The 19,257-nt window shown below is 43.5% G+C and carries 17 protein-coding genes and 1 pseudogene; 3 read left to right on the plus strand and 15 right to left on the minus strand.

The features are described from left to right. Together G610_RS23990 and G610_RS0104640 are read right to left on the minus strand one after the other, a co-directional pair. Nucleotides 1–244: pseudogene (locus G610_RS23990) on the minus strand (IS1182 family transposase); the annotation flags it as partial. Nucleotides 245–346: 102 nt separating this feature from the next. Further along, entirely contained in the window at nt 347–799 is a 453-nt protein-coding gene (locus G610_RS0104640) for a C-GCAxxG-C-C family protein (protein WP_026523853.1), read from the minus strand. A gap of 231 nt (nt 800–1,030) precedes the next feature. Here G610_RS0104640 and G610_RS0104645 point away from each other — a divergent pair, with 231 nt between their 5' ends. Beyond that, nucleotides 1,031–2,185, plus strand: a complete 1,155-nt coding sequence (locus tag G610_RS0104645; protein WP_026523854.1) for a glycosyl hydrolase family 8 — start codon at nt 1,031–1,033, stop codon at nt 2,183–2,185. 93 nt (nt 2,186–2,278) lie between these two features. On the opposite strand, the gene G610_RS0104650 is transcribed toward G610_RS0104645, so the two are convergent. Genes G610_RS0104650 through G610_RS0104665 form a run of 4 tightly spaced genes read right to left on the minus strand, consistent with a single transcriptional unit; the run spans nt 2,279 to nt 8,134 of the window. Then, complete coding sequence (locus tag G610_RS0104650; protein ID WP_026523855.1) at nt 2,279–4,618, minus strand: glycoside hydrolase family 31 protein; 2,340 nt, start codon at nt 4,616–4,618, stop codon at nt 2,279–2,281. Nucleotides 4,619–4,638: 20 nt separating this feature from the next. Further along, nucleotides 4,639–6,246: an extracellular solute-binding protein gene (locus G610_RS0104655; RefSeq protein WP_196809808.1), complete on the minus strand. Its 1,608-nt coding sequence runs from the start codon at nt 6,244–6,246 to the stop codon at nt 4,639–4,641. A gap of 39 nt (nt 6,247–6,285) precedes the next feature. Continuing rightward, nucleotides 6,286–7,173: a carbohydrate ABC transporter permease gene (locus tag G610_RS0104660; protein ID WP_035796986.1), complete on the minus strand. Its 888-nt coding sequence runs from the start codon at nt 7,171–7,173 to the stop codon at nt 6,286–6,288. 55 nt (nt 7,174–7,228) lie between these two features. After that, entirely contained in the window at nt 7,229–8,134 is a 906-nt protein-coding gene (locus G610_RS0104665) for an ABC transporter permease (protein WP_026523858.1), read from the minus strand. Nucleotides 8,135–8,277: 143 nt separating this feature from the next. On the opposite strand from G610_RS0104665, the gene G610_RS0104670 reads away from it, so the two are divergent. Next, nucleotides 8,278–9,960 (plus strand): sensor histidine kinase, encoded by a 1,683-nt coding sequence (locus G610_RS0104670; RefSeq protein ID WP_196809809.1) that lies wholly within the window; start codon nt 8,278–8,280, stop codon nt 9,958–9,960. A 7-nt stretch (nt 9,961–9,967) separates the two neighbouring features. Beyond that, a complete protein-coding gene (locus G610_RS0104675) occupies nt 9,968–11,155 on the plus strand; it encodes a response regulator (protein ID WP_026523860.1) in 1,188 nt (395 codons plus the stop codon). A gap of 87 nt (nt 11,156–11,242) precedes the next feature. Here the strand turns inward: G610_RS0104675 and G610_RS0104680 are convergent, their stop codons facing one another. The 9 genes from G610_RS0104680 to G610_RS0104720 all read right to left on the minus strand — a co-directional run bounded on the left by G610_RS0104680 (nt 11,243) and on the right by G610_RS0104720 (nt 19,184). Further along, nucleotides 11,243–12,055, minus strand: a complete 813-nt coding sequence (locus G610_RS0104680) for a hypothetical protein (protein WP_026523861.1) — start codon at nt 12,053–12,055, stop codon at nt 11,243–11,245. Nucleotides 12,056–12,218: 163 nt separating this feature from the next. Beyond that, the gene (locus G610_RS0104685) at nt 12,219–12,749 is read right to left on the minus strand and encodes a hypothetical protein (RefSeq protein WP_051197638.1); all 531 of its coding nucleotides are present in this window, start codon (nt 12,747–12,749) and stop codon (nt 12,219–12,221) included. Between the two features lie 31 nt (nt 12,750–12,780). Next, complete coding sequence (locus G610_RS0104690) at nt 12,781–13,200, minus strand: DUF4430 domain-containing protein (RefSeq protein ID WP_026523863.1); 420 nt, start codon at nt 13,198–13,200, stop codon at nt 12,781–12,783. Continuing rightward, on the minus strand, nt 13,197–14,303 hold the full coding sequence (locus G610_RS19715; RefSeq protein WP_051197640.1) for a pyridoxal phosphate-dependent aminotransferase: 1,107 nt from the start codon (nt 14,301–14,303) through the stop codon (nt 13,197–13,199). The genes G610_RS0104690 and G610_RS19715 overlap by 4 nt, the downstream gene beginning before the upstream one ends. Before the next feature lie 66 nt (nt 14,304–14,369). Beyond that, complete coding sequence (gene cbiB, locus G610_RS0104700; RefSeq protein ID WP_026523864.1) at nt 14,370–15,356, minus strand: adenosylcobinamide-phosphate synthase CbiB; 987 nt, start codon at nt 15,354–15,356, stop codon at nt 14,370–14,372. 19 nt (nt 15,357–15,375) lie between these two features. Further along, complete coding sequence (locus G610_RS0104705; RefSeq protein WP_026523865.1) at nt 15,376–16,146, minus strand: adenosylcobinamide-GDP ribazoletransferase; 771 nt, start codon at nt 16,144–16,146, stop codon at nt 15,376–15,378. Then, on the minus strand, nt 16,133–16,672 hold the full coding sequence (locus G610_RS0104710) for a bifunctional adenosylcobinamide kinase/adenosylcobinamide-phosphate guanylyltransferase (protein WP_026523866.1): 540 nt from the start codon (nt 16,670–16,672) through the stop codon (nt 16,133–16,135). The genes G610_RS0104705 and G610_RS0104710 overlap by 14 nt, the downstream gene beginning before the upstream one ends. Then, complete coding sequence (locus G610_RS0104715) at nt 16,673–17,794, minus strand: nicotinate-nucleotide--dimethylbenzimidazole phosphoribosyltransferase (protein WP_026523867.1); 1,122 nt, start codon at nt 17,792–17,794, stop codon at nt 16,673–16,675. It abuts the gene before it with no gap. After that, on the minus strand, nt 17,787–19,184 hold the full coding sequence (locus G610_RS0104720) for a cobyrinate a,c-diamide synthase (RefSeq protein ID WP_026523868.1): 1,398 nt from the start codon (nt 19,182–19,184) through the stop codon (nt 17,787–17,789). The genes G610_RS0104715 and G610_RS0104720 overlap by 8 nt, the downstream gene beginning before the upstream one ends. Between the last annotated feature and the right edge of the window lie 73 nt (nt 19,185–19,257).

The following is a 19,257-nucleotide window of genomic DNA, read 5'->3' on the forward strand; positions in this document are numbered from 1 at the left end:
CTCTTAGTGAAATATATCCTTCACTCATAAAACCGAATAGTACGGTCTTCAACATTTTGACTGGATTATATCTGATTCTGCCAAGCTTATGCTCTGGCACATTTTTCAGATACTTCTCAAGATTCATACCTCCCACGAGTTCGTCAAAAGTAAAAACCGGATCACAGATATCCAAACAATCTGAAATAAAAAATGGTAAAACGCCCTGATTTATAGTATTATAAGAATTGGTTTGATTGTTCATGGTAATATTTTACCATGAAAAAAGAGAAGTAATCGGCTGTTTCCAGCTATTACTTCTCTTTTTTTCATGGGCTTATTATTTCACAGCCCCTTATTTTTTGCTTTAAACCGGATTTTCCTTGATATATTCATCAAGTATCTCTGCCGCATCTCCGATTATCTCGGCGCAGGGACGCTTTTTATAGTATTCCTGAGTTCTTGCTTCAGGAGTTGGAACATCATGCTTTACGCTAAGTCCAAGCATGTCTCGGCAGACGATGCTGCCGTGTTTTTCCTCAAATCTTCTCGCCAGTTCCTGAATTCTTGCATAATGATCAGCCTTCACTTCACCGGTTTCCGGACCGTCATATCCGTATAAAAGGCCGGTAACCATGAACATTCCGCTGACGCTGCCACACACTTCACGAAGTCTTCCCATACCGCCTCCAAAGGATGACGCCATCTTGGAAAGTGTGGATTCATCAATAGGAAGTAAATCCTTAAAAGCCAGTACAATAGACTGGGAACAGTTATATCCATTCAGGAAATTGGCCATTGCTATCTCTCTTCTTGTCATTACATATCACTCCAAAATCATTTTCTTTTTCATTCTATCATAGGAAAGTCCCCTTGTTTAGAGATAATGGAACATCTATAGGGCAAGAATAAGAGTAATCTGCGCAATAAATAGCAAGAAAGATTATATTAAATCGTGCAGAATAATTGTACAAAATATTATTATGATTGACGTTTCTGCATTCTATCATGGCGAAACGAGTCGAAATACAAGCTTTTACAGAGGTGAAAAATGAGCGCATACAAGACTGGTGTTTACAGAAATATTTTTAAAGAAATCGGAAAAACCGAAGAAGAAATCGATGTAAAAATAAAAGAGGCCGTTCAGACCTTTTTCTATGATGAGGAAGAACGAATTTACCACACAGCAGGTGATGATATGGGATATCTCACCGACACGGGAAATGATGATGCCAGAACTGAAGGCATGTCCTATGGCATGATGATTTGTGTTCAGCTGGATATGAAGGAAGAATTCGATAGGATATGGAAATGGTCCAAGACCTATATGTATCTTGATGAAGGTGAAAACGAAGGCTATTTTGCATGGTCCTGTCAGACTGACGGAAAAAAGAATGCCTACGGCCCCGCTCCCGATGGAGAAGAATTCTACGCCATGGCTCTGTTTTTCGCATCCCACAGATGGGGTGACGGCGAAGGCATCTTCAATTACAGTCAGCAGGCGAAAGATATCCTGAAAGCCTGCCTCCATAAAGGCGAAAACGGAAGAACCGGCGCGCCCATGTGGAACAGAGAAAATCATCAGATTCTGTTCGTTCCCGGATGCCCGCATACAGATCCTTCCTACCACCTTCCCCATTTCTATGAGCTTTTTGCAGAATGGACAAACGAGGAGGATAGAGAATTCTTTGCAAAGGCAGCTGAAGTAAGCAGAGAATTCCTTGTAACAACCTGCCACGAAAAAACAGGTCTTAATCCCGAATATGCCAACTTTGACGGAAGCCCTATGGACAAGGTTCTACCCTGGGGACAGTTTGGCGACTTCTTCAGCGATGCCTACAGAACTGCAGCAAATATCGGCCTCGACGCTGAATGGTTTGGAAAAGACAAGGGACATTATGACATTCCTCTTAGAATGATGAGGTTTTTTGGAACCGATCTCGAGGCAGTAAGATGTGCCTACAAGGTTGATGGAACGCCACTTGAAAGGCCTGTCCTCCACCCTCTTGGACTTTTATCAACAATCGCCCAAAGTGCCCTGGCAATTCCCTACAGCGACGATGCTGAGAGCGATTTTGCAGAAGCTAAAAAGTGGGTTGAATGGTTTTGGAACCAGCCCCTTCGCAAAGGTGTCAGAAGATACTACGACAACTGTCTTTACATGTTCGCACTGCTGGCACTTTCAGGAAAATACAGGATTTGGTAAAAAGGAAAGCCATATCCCCTTAAGAAGACTCCGGAAATATCCATCAAAGTCTCTCAAGGGGAGTTTTGTCATATTTTTCCTGATGCGATAAACTTACGCAATTATTTCAAGCAATGCGTCCTTCAGGTTTTCCTTTACATCAAGGGATCTGATGTAGGCTGTCTTGTCGAGATTCTCATCCTGAAGCTTCTTGTAAAGAACTTCCTTCAGATCATAGCTGATTTCGCATCTCTTAAGAAGTCTGTAAAGCTCATCAACTCTATGCATTCCGGAAAGACAAACATTCTCGATAACAATAGTAGTCTTCTCGCCTGAATTGTAGGTGATACCTGCAATGTGAGCCTGTCTGCGTACAGAATCATAACAAACCTCACCTGTGCCGCTAACACAAGCACCCTCTTCCACTCCGCAGAGAACAAGGCTGATTTGTCTCTTAGCAGGTACAAGCTCGGTATTTCCTGTTGCAGGATAAATCTCTACTGTAAGTTTCTTTGAAGCTGCATCGTATTTCTGAGTAATCTTAGTTAAAGCTCCAACACCATCTGCATAAGCATTGCTTATTCCATCATCCTCAAACAGCTCATATTCGCCGTCAGCGCCAACGCCAAGGTAAATATCAAGGGCTTCGGGACACTTATTAATATCCTCTGAAGCTTCGCTGTCCATGGGCACGATTCCACCTTCTTTTATGAGCACAGGAATGTTCTCGATGGGACGATAGAGGTTACGAATTTCTTCACCCTCATAGATATTGCCACCCATAATATCGATCCATCTGCCCTTAGGAATGAAGGCATGAACATGAGCCATCTGAAGCTCAGAATCAAGCTTTTCTGTAATAGGGAAGGCAATCATCTCAGAACCGAAATAGTAACCGTTTCTGGACTCATAAGCACCCTGAACATCAGGTGAATCATAGTACAAAGGTCTGATTACAGGCACATCCTTATTCCATGCTTTATAACCCTCAGTATAGAGGTAAGGCACCATCCTATGGCGAAGTCTCATGTAATCATCAACCACTGATCTCATGGGCTGCGGAAGATTCCAGGGCTCTTTAAAGAAGAATGGATTACTTGAGCTGTGCAGTCTCATAATAGGTGAGAAAACACCAAACTGAACCCATCTGCAGGTTCTCTCCGTATCCTCTTCTCCGTGCATGTGGCCACCGATATCGTGACTCCACCAACCGTAACCTACATTGGATGCGGTAGAAGTAAAGAAAGGCTGCACATTAAGGCTTGTCCATGTGGCATAGGCATCACCGGAAAAACCTATAGGATATCTGTGGCTTCCTACTCCTGCATATCTTGAGAAAATCATGGCTCTCTTGCCGCGACGAAGCTGATCAAGATAATGATAGTGGTTCAAAATCCAAAGGGGATCCACATTACCCTGACGGGCTTTAGTGCCCTGTTGCCAGTCAATCCACCAGAAATCTACGCCGTCATCCTCATAGGGATGCATTACTTCTTCAAAATAGGTATCAACGAATTTGGGATCCATCAGATCAAAGCTGACAGCCTCCTCATTCTCCATATCAACACCCATTCTCTTTGCTACTCTCTCATAGCACTCCTCAAAACCTCTGATTCCGTCAGCGGGATGGAGATTCAGTGTGATAGCTTTTCCACGCTCTTTAAGTGTTTTTAAAAATCTTCTGTAATCCGGGAAATACTCCTTATTCCAGGTATATCCGGTCCAGCCTGTACCATACTTCTCATCGATTTCGGTAAGGTGCCAGTCCATATCGATAACTGCAACAGAAATCGGAACCTTCTCCTCAACGAATTTATCCATCAGTGCCAGGTAGCTCTCTTCTGTGTACTTTTCATATTTGCTCCACCAGTTACCAAGGGCGTATCTGGGGATCATGGGAGTCTTGCCGCAAAGATAATAGAAATCCTTGAGGGTACGGTAATAGTCATTACCATAGCCAAAGAAATATACATCCTCCTCAGGGTACTCCCTATCCTTAATCTCTTCTCCTTCAAGCTCGCAGCTGTCACCATCCATAAACCACGCGTATCCGTCTCTGGAAATAAGTCCATTGCCGTAAAGAATGATACCGTTGGTCTCATCGAGGGTTCTGACTGTTCCCTTAAGATTTCGTCCGACCTCGCCGTAATGCCATGTCACCTTCTCCTCGAGGAGCTCAATTGAAAGGCCCATAGAGGTAAAGAATTTCTTGTCATAGGTGACCTTAAGTCTTGCGGTTTTGAAAACAAGCCTTTCGTCAGTATCCTCAAGGATCTCAAAATCCACCTTGGGAAAATCTCTGTTTAAAACGGTCTGAGTTGCATTGTCTGTGAAGTGTCCGTCTTTTTCATATTCAAGACGGAGCAGGCTATCCGTCAGTAAACTGATTCGATAACCTGCTCCCTGAATAATATTCTCCTGCGGACAAATTGCACCTAATTTGAATGTCTGCATTTTAGATATCCTTTTCTGTCTTATTTGTTGGCCTGATATGTGCTATAGGCATCCTGCTGTATCTGAATGAAATCATTATAACCCATAGCTTCAAGGGTTCCAATATAATCATTCCACTGCTCATCTACTCCGCCTTCTGTTACCCATGTAGCCTGTGTAGCTGTTACATAAGCATCGATATCTGTGGAAAGAGTAGCCAGTGTGTTCAGCTGATCAGTTGTGTAACTTACGTTAGGATAAGCTTCCTTAGCGTACTTTCCAAGTTCCTTATCAAGTGCAAGCTTGGAAGCATCACCGTTCTCAGCTGCGTATGAAACCTTATCGTTAAATCCTTCAGCTACATACTTGGGACCAAAGTCACGAACTGATTGGATCCATGCAAATGTATCAGCTGAGTTGCCATCCTGAGGCTCAAGAACTGTATAAGTTCCGTCTTCTTCCTTCTCAACACCGATACCAAATGATCCGTAGAAGTTCTGGATTGAAGCATCCTCTGTGTAGAACTTGTCGATCCATGCAAGAAGGGGACCGGGATTCTCACACTTGCTTGTCACTACGAACTCATATCTTGAGTAGTTCATGTGCTCAGGATCTGAAGATACATACTGATTGCCATCGGGACCTGCAAGAGCGGGAAGAGCCACATACTCTCCTGCGTTTGCACCGAAGGTTGAATCTGCTGTCCATCCGGGTGCAGCACCAACGATAGGTGTCTCATTCATGAGCTTGGCATCACGCATTGAGGAATCCTCTGTGAAAAGCTCGGGATCGATAAGACCGTTTACATAGCAGTCGTGCATCCACTCAATACCTGCCTTGTACTCCTCAGATGTAGGAATGTAAACCGGTGAGCCATCCTTAACTGTCATCATGTATGTTCCGTCAGCACCAATTGTTGTTCCAAAGGGCAGGCAGAAGAACATAACTGAATCAGCATAGCCCTGTCCGAAAGGAATCTCATCTGACGGATCGCCGTTGCCGTTTGCATCATTGTCTCTGAATGCAGCAAGACAATCCTCGAATTCCTTATATGTTGTAGGAACTTCAAGACCAAGGTTATCAAGCCATGTCTTGTTGATGAACATCTGGTTACTTACTGTAGGTCTGCAGGGCTTCTTGGAAGGAAGACCATAGATGTGACCATCAGCAGATGTTGCAAGAGCCTTCATTGTAGGATCTGACTCCATAACAGCCTTGAAGTTAGGCATGTACTCATCAATGTAGTCATCAAGTGCGATGAATGAGCCTGTATTTGTCAAAATATCTGACTCTGAAAAACAGATTGATCCAAGGAATGCATCCGGAAGATCGCCGCCTGCAAGAAGAACTGCCTTCTTGTCAGCCCAGTCTGAATTAAGGATTGTATCCCAGGAAAGGCTGATTCCTGCTTCTTTTGCAGCCTCATCCGGAAAACCTGTGTGATAATCTTCGCCCCAGTCTGCCCATCTGACTGTTGCTACTCTGTAACCACCCTCTGCAGCCTTATCATCTGCTTCTCCTGCAGATGCAGCCACAGGTGTTTCTCCGTCATTTACTTCTGTTGTCTGAGTTGATGCACCGCCACCACAAGCGGTAAGTGTCAGTGAGAGCGCCATAGCGCCGGCAAATAAACCATACTTTTTGTGCATTTTCATACTCCTTCTCTCATAAAATATATTGTATACCATTTATCCCTTCACTGCTCCTATCATGACACCCTGATTGAAATATTTTTGTAAGAATGGATAGAGCATCATTATCGGCAGTGTAGAAACCACTATTGAACCGTACTTCATCATGTCCGAGAGCTGTCTGAGCTCCTGTGCCATGGTTCCGGTTGCTGCTCCCAGAAGTGATTCATTAGCTATAAGAATTCTTCTGAGCAAAAGCTGCAGAGGAATAAGCTCCTCATTTTGCAGATAAATAAGTGCGTTGAACCAGGAATTCCAGTGTCCCACCGCTGTCCAAAGTCCCACTACCGCAATAACCGCTTTTGAGAGCGGTACTGCGAATTGCAGGAAGTACCTCATGGTGCTGCAGCCGTCTATCTGTGCTGCCTCCCACAAGGACTCAGGGAGAGAATTTTGAAAGAAAGTTCTTGCTACTATTATGTTGTAAGTGGATACCGAAAATGGCAGAACCATAACCAGGAAAGTGTCAAGGAGTCCAAATTGTTTGACTATTAGGTAGGTTGGTATCAGTCCTCCATTTACAAACATTGGTATGATATAAAAGATGTTTATCCACTTTCTTCCCGGAAGGTCTTTTCGGGACATTGCATAGCCGGCTGTAATATTAACAACAAGAGCAACCGAGGTGCCGACTATTGTATAAATAATGGTGTTCAAATAGCTTTTCCAGATCTGGCTCTGCTCGAAAAGCTTTTGGTATCCCCTTACATCAAATGTCTTAGGCCAAAGCCACACTTTTCCGCTGGCTACATCTGCAGGATTACTAAAAGATGCAATTATTACAAACCAGAGCGGATATATAACCATAATGATCATCAGAACGGCGATCACGTGGAACACAATATTTACCACGGCATCCTGAGTTAATCTTTTTTTCTTAACCATGAAAATAATCTCCTCAAATGATGTTCTGCTCTTTTTCATGCTTTCGCAGGATTATTTAGAACAGACTGCTCTCTGTGAGCTTTCTCGACATCAGATTTACAAGCAAAAGTACTATCACGTTAACTACCGTATTAAAAAGACCAATGGCGGTAGACAGGCTGTATTGCATACTCTGCATACCCATCTTGTAAACATAAGTCGAGATGATCTCGCTGCTCATGATGTTCTGTACATTCTGAAGAAGGAAAACCTTCTCAAAGCCTATTCCAAGGATGCTTCCTGCCCTGAGTATCAGCAGAACCATGGCTGTAGGAAGGATCATGGGTATATCTATAAATCTGATTTTCTGAAGTGTACTTGCTCCGTCAACTGTGGCTGCCTCATAGTATGTGGGATCGATTCCCGCAAGGGCTGCAAGGTAGATAATGCTGTCCCATCCAAGATGCTGCCAGATATCACTCCACACATACACATGCTTAAAACCTGTAGCACTTGCCATCAGATTTGGAAATTTTGCTCCGAAAAGATTAAACAGGTTAGCAAAAAGTCCGCTTGAAGGTGACAGGAATATAAGTATCAGGCCACACATAACCATCGTTGAAATAAAATGAGGCAGATAGGTAATTACCTGAAAAACCTTCTTGAACATTTTTGTTTTCATCTGATTACACATAAGCGCTAACAGAATCGGAAGAGGGAATCCAACAACGATACTGTAAAGGCTTAGTACCAATGTGTTTTTGATGGTCACTCCAAACTGATAGGATTTGAAGTACTGCATGAAGTTTTTAAAGCCTACAAATTTGCTCCCCAGTATTCCCAGTGCAGGCGAATAATCCTGAAAAGCAATCACAATTCCTATCATCGGCAGATATGCAAAACAAAATAGAAGAAGTGCCGATGGCAGGAGTAACAGATAAAGTTGGTAGTGTTTCTTTACGTTTCTTAACTTGTTTTTCATTGTGCGCTCCTTTAGTTCATGAATCAGATGATAGGTTTTTTGAGTTTGTAAAAATAGCACATTTTGGTTCACTGCATAGCACTTTTTTGACAAGGTTTTTTAAAACTATAGATTGCACAATCTTTTCTTTATATAATGAATTCATGAAAAATAAGAAACGCGCACGGTCATACCCCGTTGTCCAGGTTTTAAGTAAAACTGTGTATCTCGCCATTCCGGTCATCATTTTATTCATAGTGGTGAGCTGGTTTTCTTTTTCAGAGATCAGAAAACAGAACAATCTGGCAGTGGAGAACACCGTAAACATCTATCAAACTGAATTAGGGCACAGATTGTCTGCCATAACCCACTTCATTCAGTGGACGGTGGTACACGATCCTATTTTGGATGGCTTCGTCAGGGAAAACCACATGGGCGATTACAGAAACGCCAGCAACGAACTGCGCCTTCGTGTAAGCGACATGCAGTATTCCACGGGTGATGAATACCAGTATTTTTTCTATTGGGATGAAAAGGATATCTTTTTCAATGCGTCGGAAATCAAGGTTGATTACGACACCTATAAAGAAATCAAAGAAAAAATAAGATCAGATGTGAAAAGCAAAGAGGATCCCACAGGCAGTTTTTCCTGGAAGCCTTTTTCTTTTGGCGGCAAAGAATTCCTGTATTATATGATCACATACAGACACAGAACCTTTGCCTGCCTAGTCTCCATGGAAGATATTCTCTCGCCCCTCTACTCATTGAATCTGGGCGAGAATGGATCAATCAGCGCCATCAGCCCGGACGGTGAAGTATTCTACAAAACCAAGGAGGGACCCGCAGGCATTATCAGCAGCGTTTACAACAGGCAGTTATTCCCTGCAAGCAAGTCACTTCTCCCCTTCTCTCTTGCCATCGATTCAAGAGTTCTGGGAAACTACGGAAAACTGTTCGTGCTGCAGGTTATTGTATTCCTTGCTGCACTGATGCTGAGCTTCATAATGGCGGGATATATTCTTGTGAGCTATAAAAAGGTCATCCTGCCAATTAAGATGTTTTCAAAGAGTCTCTCGGAGATGGACTCTGTTTCCGATGGTGAAGGTCTGGACCTTACCGACAGCAAGATTCAGGAGCTTAACCAGATAAATGAGCAGTTCAAGAACCTGATCCATGAGATAACAAGGCTCAGAATCGACATTTATGAAGCTGAGCTTGATAAAAACAAATTCATGATTCACTTCCTGCAACAGCAGATAAAACCTCACTTTTACCTAAACTGCCTCACAACTGTGGACAGCATGGTGAGCCTTGGTGATATCGACGCAGCAAAAAAGATGCTGATGTTTACATCAAAGTACTTCCGCTATCTTTTCCAGGTGGACATGAACACAGTGCCTCTCATAAATGAGGTGCAACATGTAGAGGATTATCTGTCAATTCAAAACATGAGACTTAGCCGCTCTACGCTGTACGAAGCGGACATTCCAAGTGAGTGTAACAGCATGGAGATTCCTCCCCTGCTGCTTATCACTTTTATTGAGAACTCCGTAAAACACGCTGTTCCTCCGGAGGGTGAAAGCCTGAAGATATGGATAAAATGCAGAATGATGAATCACAACGCCATGGAAATCATCATCTGCGACAACGGCCAGGGCTTCTCAAGAGATGTCCTCACCAAGATAAGGAACGGCGAAGATATGGAGGAAGATGGCAACCACATCGGCATTACCAACTGCATCAAGCGTCTGGGACTGCTTTATGACAACAATTTCAAGCTCCTTACGGAGAACAACAAACCCCGCGGCGCAAAGATAACTCTGCGAATCCCGGTGAATGATAAATGAGGTACAAATGAACATTTTACTGGTTGATGACGATCGTTTTGTCATCGCAGCACTGGAAAAAAATATGGACTGGGAAAGCCTTGGTATTACCAATGTTTTCATCGCTTATGATATTAAGAAGGCACAGGAGATACTGGCAAATAATACAGTGGATCTGCTTCTTAGTGACATCGACATGCCACAGGGAAGCGGTCTTGATCTCCTGGGAATTTTGCGCGAGCAGGGAAACAGCATACCCGCTATTTTCCTGACTAATTACGCTGATTTTTCCTATGCAAAAAGAGCACTGGAGCTGCGATCCTTCCACTATTTCCTAAAACCCATAGATTATGATGAGCTCAGCAAAATTATAAAGCAGGCTCTATTGGAGGCAACTTCTGATGGCCGTGATATGGCCACTTCCATGTCCAAATTATGGTATGACTATCTGATAGACAGGCGCATCACCTATAAGGCTCTCATGTCCGATATGAATAGGCATCAGGTCTTTGAAAAGGGAATTCCCTCATACATAACATGCCTTATCCAATTCGGTAACGGTAAGCTGGATGATGACAGAGGAATGATGGCAGCCCGCATAAGGCATATTACCGAGTCCATCTTCGGAAGTGCTTTCACCTCCCAGGGCGTACTTATCCCCTATCAGTCAGAGGATTTCATTCTGTTTGCTCTTATACCTGTAGATGGTGATGAAGCCGTAGGTGCAAGATTGCGACCTCTTTTTGGTGAATTATATTACTCATTGTCGGATGAATTTGGAGTTAGTCTCAGGCTTTTCCTGAGTTCTGAAAAAAAGGTAGGCGAGATTCCGGATGTTCTGGACAGTATGCTAAACATGAGAACCATGCCCTTTGATGAGGAATCTTCCGTTATCTACATAGACGAAACCTCGGTTACTACGCTGCTTCAGTATGTAGATGCACATTTTACGGAGGATATGAGCCGCGAGCATCTATCGGAGCTGTTCTATTTTGCGCCGGATTATATCACCAAGATTTTCAGAAAAGAAACCGGCATGAGTTTTAAGAATTACATAATAGAAAAGCGTTTGGATCTTGCCAGAAAGCTCCTGCAGACTACAGATTATTCTGTCAGGGACATTTCCCTGAAGGTAGGCTATGACAACTACTCTTACTTCACCAGACTTTTCAAAAAAAGCTTTGGCGTAACGCCTGTGGAATTCAGGGGGAAATAAATCCGGTTCGTCGTGCTACACAAAAAATCCCACAAAGGATGTCACCGTTTCGGTTTCGTAGGACTTCCTTTGTGGGATTTTATTTAATCATGAAAATTTCATTTTACCGGTTGCTGTATAGTTCTCAAACATTTCTTTATATCTATCGAGTACTTCGGCATCCTCATGGGAGACTTCCCTGTTTCCTTCAGATCCCAGGGCCAGAATAAACTGTCCAAGCATATAATAGCCATAAACAAATACGCCGTTTTCATTAGGCCCATAAATGATACATTCCTTGTGACCATCGGCTTCTCCGACTCTGGGCTCACCAAAGACTGTTTTCACCTGTCCGTATTTTTCACAAAACTCCTTCACGGAGATTTTCATCTTGGCTATTCGTTCCTTGTGAGCATTGATATTACTCATGATAAGTACCATCACAATTTCAATCAGTATTAGAACCGCAGAGGGCAATCCCTTCTCAATATCCGTGACAATATAAAATACAACAAAGGCTATCAGACACAGAGCAAACATACGCATGACCAGCGCCATATTCCTGTCCACCTTAAGATCGATCACCTCTCCCGCAGACGTTGCCATAAATGCAAGACCTTCCATCATCAGCAAAAACACAACAACCATGCCTTTTCCATTCGAATGACTGATATAAAGATAAACTGTGCCAAAGGCCATGAGCCCCATGCCTATGATATCGCTCAGAACATTTGTCATTCTGTAGCCTATATGATCCGAAAACCACCCATATATCATCTGCAGCCTGAAGTAGCCAATCATGAATAAAAATATGGAAATTCCCAGAATTACATAGGATGTAACCGTCAGATTCCTTGGCAGAAAAAACAGAACCACGTATGACAATACCAGGGCAAGAACATTTATCCAGTTATGTTTCATATCTCAAAAACCTCTTTCTGCGCTATTTAAAGCCTTTCCCATTATAGCATGGTATGAATAGTGCTCAAAACAAAATCACAGGCTCTTATGGGCCTGTGATTTCGTTTTGGCTATAACACCTCGTTATATGCGTAAAGCTATTTTACGCCATTTGGGGCGATAATCAATTCGTCTTAACCATCCTCATGGCTCTTCCAATGGGATAATACAGCACAAGCATTATGGTGAAATTACCTATGCAATGAACAAAGTCCCAGGGAATGCCTGCAACCCACCAGGTAAAGGCTGAGCGTATGCCGGCACCAAGGCCTCCGGAGCTTACTCCGATGACAAAATATGGAATGGAACAAAGGGCTCCAAAGCACAGGCCAAAAACACCTGAGATTATGGCCCATAACAGGGCTGATGTGTTTTTTCTGAAAAACCATGCTATGGCTACAAGAAGCGGCCATGCGTAGAGATACATGATCCACCATAGATGGGGGCCGTAAAAGGCGCCTTCCACCAATATAAAAACCGGAACCACAGCGACGATTTTCCATCCAAAATACAGAGTAAACATTATGAGCCAAAAGCTTGTGAGCTCTACGTTTGGCATGCTGCTAAGTGCAAACTTCGACACTTCTATAACAGCTACCATTATGCCTATCTGTGCTATATCAAGAATTGAAAATCCTTTTCCGGTTCCGGTCATTTCTGAATTGTCCTTAAGTTTCTATAATTGATTACTGAGCTGCCTCAAAAGCCCATGTATAAGTCTCGCCGTCAGCTACAGGCTGAGAATCTGCACCGTACTGACCATACTCACCGTTTACATAAAGTGCCCAATATGCACCATCCTGAGCGTAATCAGCTCTCTCTTCATTAACATACTCAACCATAAGGCCGTAATCGCCGTCTGTTCCTGAATAACTAAAGCCTGAACCGTTCTCTGCAAGCTCATCCATAGCACCTTTAAGGTACTCAGCATCTGTAGAAAGATCGTAATCTGTAACTTCTCCTGCACTGTTCTTTACTTCAATAACAATGTTCTTGCCACCCTTGTTTGTAGCAGGTCTGTTAAACATGAAAACTGCTGCAAAAATAGCGATAAGTGCTACAAGCACTACTCCTCCGATAATAATACCTTTCTTGTTGTTTTTCATAATGTCTCCTCCATTTGTATTATCAGCCTTTTATTGGCTTCTTTATCTTTTACCGCGATTCGATAGTAGCCCTTCCCAAGGCCCTCGAAATTCGCGCAATCACGAATCAGTATACCACTGTTTAAGAGTTTCTCATACAAATCTTCTTCGCTATACACCAGAAAAAAGTTTGTATCTGAAGGATAAACTTTACAGCCTCTGCGCCTGAAAGCATCCATCAATTGTGCTCTCTCTTCTTTTATGTACTTATTGGACTTCTCCACAAAATCGCCGGACATAAGATGCTCTGCGCATGCTACTCCTACGCTCTGGGCGAAAACAGACATGTTCCACTCAGGAAGATATTTTGACAGGTTCCTGATATTCTCCTTAGACGAAATGGCATAACCCACCCGTACTCCGGGTATCGAGAAAAGCTTGGTATATGCATTGATTATGAAAAGCTTCGGACACAAATCCAGATAGCAAACTGCACTTGGATTCTGCATTGTCAGATTTAGAAAACACTCGTCAACGATAAGTGCTGTATCTGTAACAGCGCATGTTTTCACAATTTTATCAAGTACCTTAGGTGTTATGCACCTTCCTGTGGGATTATTTGGATTCGTGATGATCACAAGGTCCGTGGATTCATCGATTCTGTCGGCAAAATCCTCTCTGAGTTCAAAGTCCTCATTTTCGATACATTGATACATTGATGTATTGACATCACCACATGCCATTAATGCATGCCTGTATCCGTAAAAGCTTGGCACAGGAAGCAGTGCTTTCCCGGGATTTAGCATCTTTACTATGGCAAAAATCAGTTCTGATGCACCGTTTCCGCCGATAATGTTTTCTGATGTAAGACGTAAATCCGGATTTTTAGTACTACTATCCCCGGTCTCCTCACCTGCTGCGGCTGCAAAATCCGATAAATGCTTATTCTCCGCTTCTGCGACCTTCTCTCTAAAGAGCTTCTGAGTAATATCAGGATATTTATCTACGTCATTTATCGCATCGCGAAGGGCGTTCATCACCTGCTCCGGGCATGGATACGGGTTCAGATTTACCGAAAAGTCATATTCTATTTTCTTGTCGTATATTTCTCCGCCGTGAAGCACTAAGTTCCTCCAGTTATTCAAGCTCCGGCCACCAAGATATGCCGGCTTCATTCTAAACTCATCTTATTATTTGATTAAAAACCACGCTAAAAATCCAATCGCCAGCAGCATGCAAAGGCACAGATACTCTGTAATATACATCAGTGTACAGGCCCGCTTTATGTCATCAAGCTCAATCTCTCTGACAGGATCCCCAATGAACGGCTTTTTCACCAATTTGCCAAAATAGTAGGCATCTCCTGCAAGCTGCAGTGATAAAGCTCCTGCGCTAGCGCTCTCTGTCTGTGCAGAATTGGGACTCTTGTGGTTATATCTGTCCCTTTTGAAAATTCTGAATGCATCCTTTCCGGAGAAGCTTTTTCCGCCCAGAAAAGCTCCTAAAATCATCAACAGAGCGCTGATCCTTGCAGGTATATAATTCACCACATCATCAAGCTTTGCCGCTGCTCTGCCAAAATATTCATATCTGTCGTTGTGATAGCCAACCATAGAATCCATGGTATTTATGGACTTGTATAAAAAGCCAAGAACCGGTCCGCCTATAAAGGTGTAGATGAGAGGCGCAATAACGCCATCTGAGGTGTTTTCCGCAATCGTCTCTACAACTGCTCTCTCAATGCCCTTTTCATCAAGGTTAGCCGTATCTCTGCCCACAATCATGGAAACCGCATATCTGGCATCCTCTATGGTTTTATCCCGAAGCGCATAATACACCTTCATGCTCTCTACCCTTAGGCTTTTTGCGGCCAGAATGTAGCAGGTCAGCACTGCTTCAAGAGCAATGCCTACATAAGGATGAATTGCATAGGCGCCACGCATCAACCCCAGCGTAACCACCACAGTCAGCACAGTCACGATTATGCAGAGAAAAACTCCTCTTACGAACTCGCTTCTGTTATTCCTCTTTTTTTCCTCTGTTTTTCCCAAAAGCGACTTGTCCAAAAAGCTTATCAGGTTACCTATAAGCCTTATGGGATGCGGAATATTCCAGGGATCACCGATTATCTGATCCAGGCAAAATCCGATCAAAAACGCTGCTATATGATAAATCATCAATTTAATAAATATCCTCTCACAAAATCGCTAATACTATCAGCAAAAAGGCTTCGCCCATAACCACAAAAAATCCCGCAGTATCACCGCTTACACCGCCAAACTGCTTGTCACAGAGCTTTTTATACCACAGGCAAAAAAGGCATCCTGCCGCTGCGCAGACGACGCCTGCCAAAAGATTCTGATATACCATAAATGCTATAGCCAAAACTGCCTGAATACTAAGAAAAATCACATCACCGCTGCTGCTTTTCCCTGTTTCCATGTTAAGCATTCCGTCCTTTTTGGCATTCCTGAAAACTATGCTGGTGATGCCGCAAAGAGCTCTTATCAGAAAATAGGATGCCATATAGATATAGACCAGTGAAAAGTCCTCTTTAACCATGGCTGATCCAAGGAGCAGATAGAGAGCCGCAAGCCAGATAAGGAGTAATGTTCCGACACTTATTACCGCAAAAGCGCCGATATGAGGATCCTTCATGATTTCAAGCTTTTTCTCCTTAGGCTGATATGAATGCAGGGCGTCCTGAACATCCATGAATCCATCCACATGAAAGCCGCCGGTTACGATAAGCGGGAGCGCCGTCAAAAGGAGTGTCATCACCATCACAGGTAGCGACAGCCTGACTCCTACATATAGCAAAAGGTAGGAAAGTCCGCCGATCACAGCCCCCACAAAGGGCAGAAATGAAATGGCATGCTTCATGTTTTCCTCATCCCATTCAAATATGGGCATCGGAATCTTCGAATATAATGAAAATGAAATTATTATGCTCTTAATTATTTTCAATTACCCATTCTCCGTCTTTTATCTCATAAACAGTGTCAGATAATGCCTTAAGTCTGCTGTTTACCATATCGATCAGTTTAACGTACCTTTTGGTATCTTCATCGTAATTCTCATCTTCAAGGGGAAAATGATTCGTGACGATGACCATGTTTTTCGATACGCTGCAAAGCTTTTTCACTGAATCCATGATGTAATCCGCAAGAGCATCATCGCTCAACCCCGCATTATTTTCATCATGCATCTCATTGCCGATAAGATTGGACATACACTCTAAAAGGCAGGTGGAATCTGCTAAATCCGGCACGGATGATATCAGCTCCTGAACCCGCAGAGGCTTTTCAATAGTAGAAAATCCCTTGCCGTCCCGTCTTGCAATATGTCGCTTAACCCGCTGTGCGCCTTCCTCTCCAAATGGTATCATTGTGGCAATATAGTATTTTTTTACGCCCTCCGAAAGGGTAACAGCCAACTCTTCGGCCTTTTCCGACTTGCCGCTACCGGGCGTACCCACTACCAGAATTGTCATTTATGAAAACCTCTCGTACTCGTCAATCTCGTAATCGCCAAACTTTGCCCCATTAAGGTAATAGTCCAGCACCACATCCAGCAAAGGAAAAAGCATAATGGCGCCTGTTCCCTCCCCGAGGGCCATATTCCCATCAATATACGGTTTAAGACCAAGTCTTTTCAGAGCAAGCTCATTGCCGTGCTCTCTGCCTCTGTGGGATGCTATCATATAATCTCTGCATCCCGGAACAAAAGTATCTGCCAGTACAGCCGCCGTAGAGCTTATTATTCCATCAATCACCACAGGAATGTGATATTTTGCGCCGCCTACGAAAAGGCCTGTAAGAGCCGCTATATCGAGACCTCCAAAACATCTAAGAGCTTCAAACGCCCTGTTTTTCTGATCTATGGATGAGTCTGTTTTATCGCCGGTTTCTCCTGATTCCTGAATATGCTGACGGAAGCCATACTTTTTGATGCCTTCCCTTATAACCTTCATTTTTCGAAGAAGACCTTCATTATCAAGGCCTGCACCTCTTCCTGCAATATCGTCGCTGTCTATGCCCAGAATTGCAGCTAAAACCGCAGCTGAAGTGGTGGTATTACCGATTCCCATCTCACCTGCAGAGATGATGTCGTATCCATCGCCTTTTAGCTCACCTACAAGCTCTATGCCTCGTTCAATTGCTATAAGCACCTCTTCATCTGTCATAGCAGGCGCTTTGAGGAAATTGGCTGTTCCCTTGGACACCTTCATATCCCTGACACCTTCGATTTTTTCATCACAGTCAATGCCGATATCCACAGGTAAAACCGAGACCTTTGAGGAATTTGCCAGGGTGCAGGCAGAGCTGATTCCTTTTCCAAGAGCAACAGCTACCGCTTTAGTGATGCTCTTATCACTTTGGGAAATTCCTTCCTCCACTATGCCGTTATCTGCGCAGAAAATAACCGCCGTTCTTTTCTCTGCTCCAGGCTTCTCGGTGCGCTGAATCGCAGCTATTTTGCATATTAGCTCTTCAAAATCTCCGAGACCGTCTATTGGTTTGGAGATCCCATCCCAGATTTCATGGGCCTTCTGATAGATTTCCCTGTCAGGTTCTTCTATATTTATGGCGAACAACGCCTTTTTATCAAGCATCTAAAAACCTCCTGATAAATGCCATGCATGATGGATAATACAGATGCGCAAATCCGGCAAAGACCTTATTCTGCACTCTGTAGCCCTCCCAGCTTCTTTTTCCCGAGGGCTTGGTCATCTTGCAAATATCACCATTTTCTGTGGTGTCGTAGTAGTGAAACTCATGGGCGCGGATTTCCTCCCCGTCCTGAATGTACGGATTATCCTTGATTTTGGTGACTTTAACGTAGCCAAAATGCGACAGCTTATCTCTCATGTGGGATTTTCCTGAAAGGACTCCCGCCATGGGATATTCTGCGCCTTCAGGATTCTGCATACTCTCCTGAAGATACAAAAAACCGCCGCACTCAGCAAGTATCGGCATCCCTGAATCCGCCGCAGTCTTGAGGCTTTCTATCATTGTCTTATTCTCAGAAAGCTCCTTAGCATAAAGCTCAGGATATCCGCCGCCAATTATCAGATGCGAAACCTCCGGCAGCTTTTCATCATGAATTGGAGAAAATGGCACAAGCTCAGCTCCCATCTCACAAAGCAGATCAAGGTTATCCTCATAGTAAAAGCAAAAGGCTTCATCCCGGGAAATTCCGATTCTTATAGGATTCTTAACCTCGATGCCGGAAGTATTATTCAGGTTTTTGTCAGCAAAATATGTCAAAAAAGTATTTCCCTCTTTCGCGTCATCAAAACTACCGGCACTATCAGCAATCTCCACAAGCTTCTCAAAATCCAGATTCTCCATAAGAGCATCCGCCACCTTGTCAATTATGGCAAGAACCCCTTCAACCTCAGATGGCATAACCAGGCCAAGATGCCTGCTTTCAAGCTTCACATCCTTCAAAACAGGGACAGTTCCAAGCACCGGAATTCCAGTATTTTCAAGGATCCCATTTGAAATATCACCCGCTATCATTGGTGAAATATTGTTGAGGATTACGCCCCGAATCCTCTTTTCATGGCCATATTCAGCAAAACCCTTTATGAGAGGGATTATGGAATTGCTCATTCCTCTGCAGTTTACGACAAGGATTGCCGGAGTATCAGTTACACAGCTTATCTCATAGGACGAGCCTTCAGTAGTCGCTGCATTTGAGCCGTCATAGAAGCCCATAACACCCTCTAAGATGCCAAAATCACGCTCCTCTGCGCCTTTACAGAGGGTCCTTTTTACCCCTTCTTCTCCCGCAAGGAAAATATCAAGATTCCTTGACGGAATTCCCAGCATGCGCTTGTGGAACATGGGATCTATGTAGTCGGGACCGCACTTAAAGGATGCGGGTTTAAAGCCCTTTCTTTGGAGAATTCTTAAAAGGGCACAGGTAATAAGCGTCTTGCCGCTTCCGCTGGCAGGCGCACATATCATAAGTCTTCTAAATGACCCGTTATTACCCATTCTGGCTCCATCCTTACTAATACTGATTTATTTCCTTTGATGTTGCGTTCTGAATTTATTAGTTTAAACGCTC

Origin of the sequence: Butyrivibrio sp. MB2005 (genome assembly GCF_000424285.1) — a bacterium.
Taxonomy (GTDB): domain Bacteria; phylum Bacillota; class Clostridia; order Lachnospirales; family Lachnospiraceae; genus Butyrivibrio.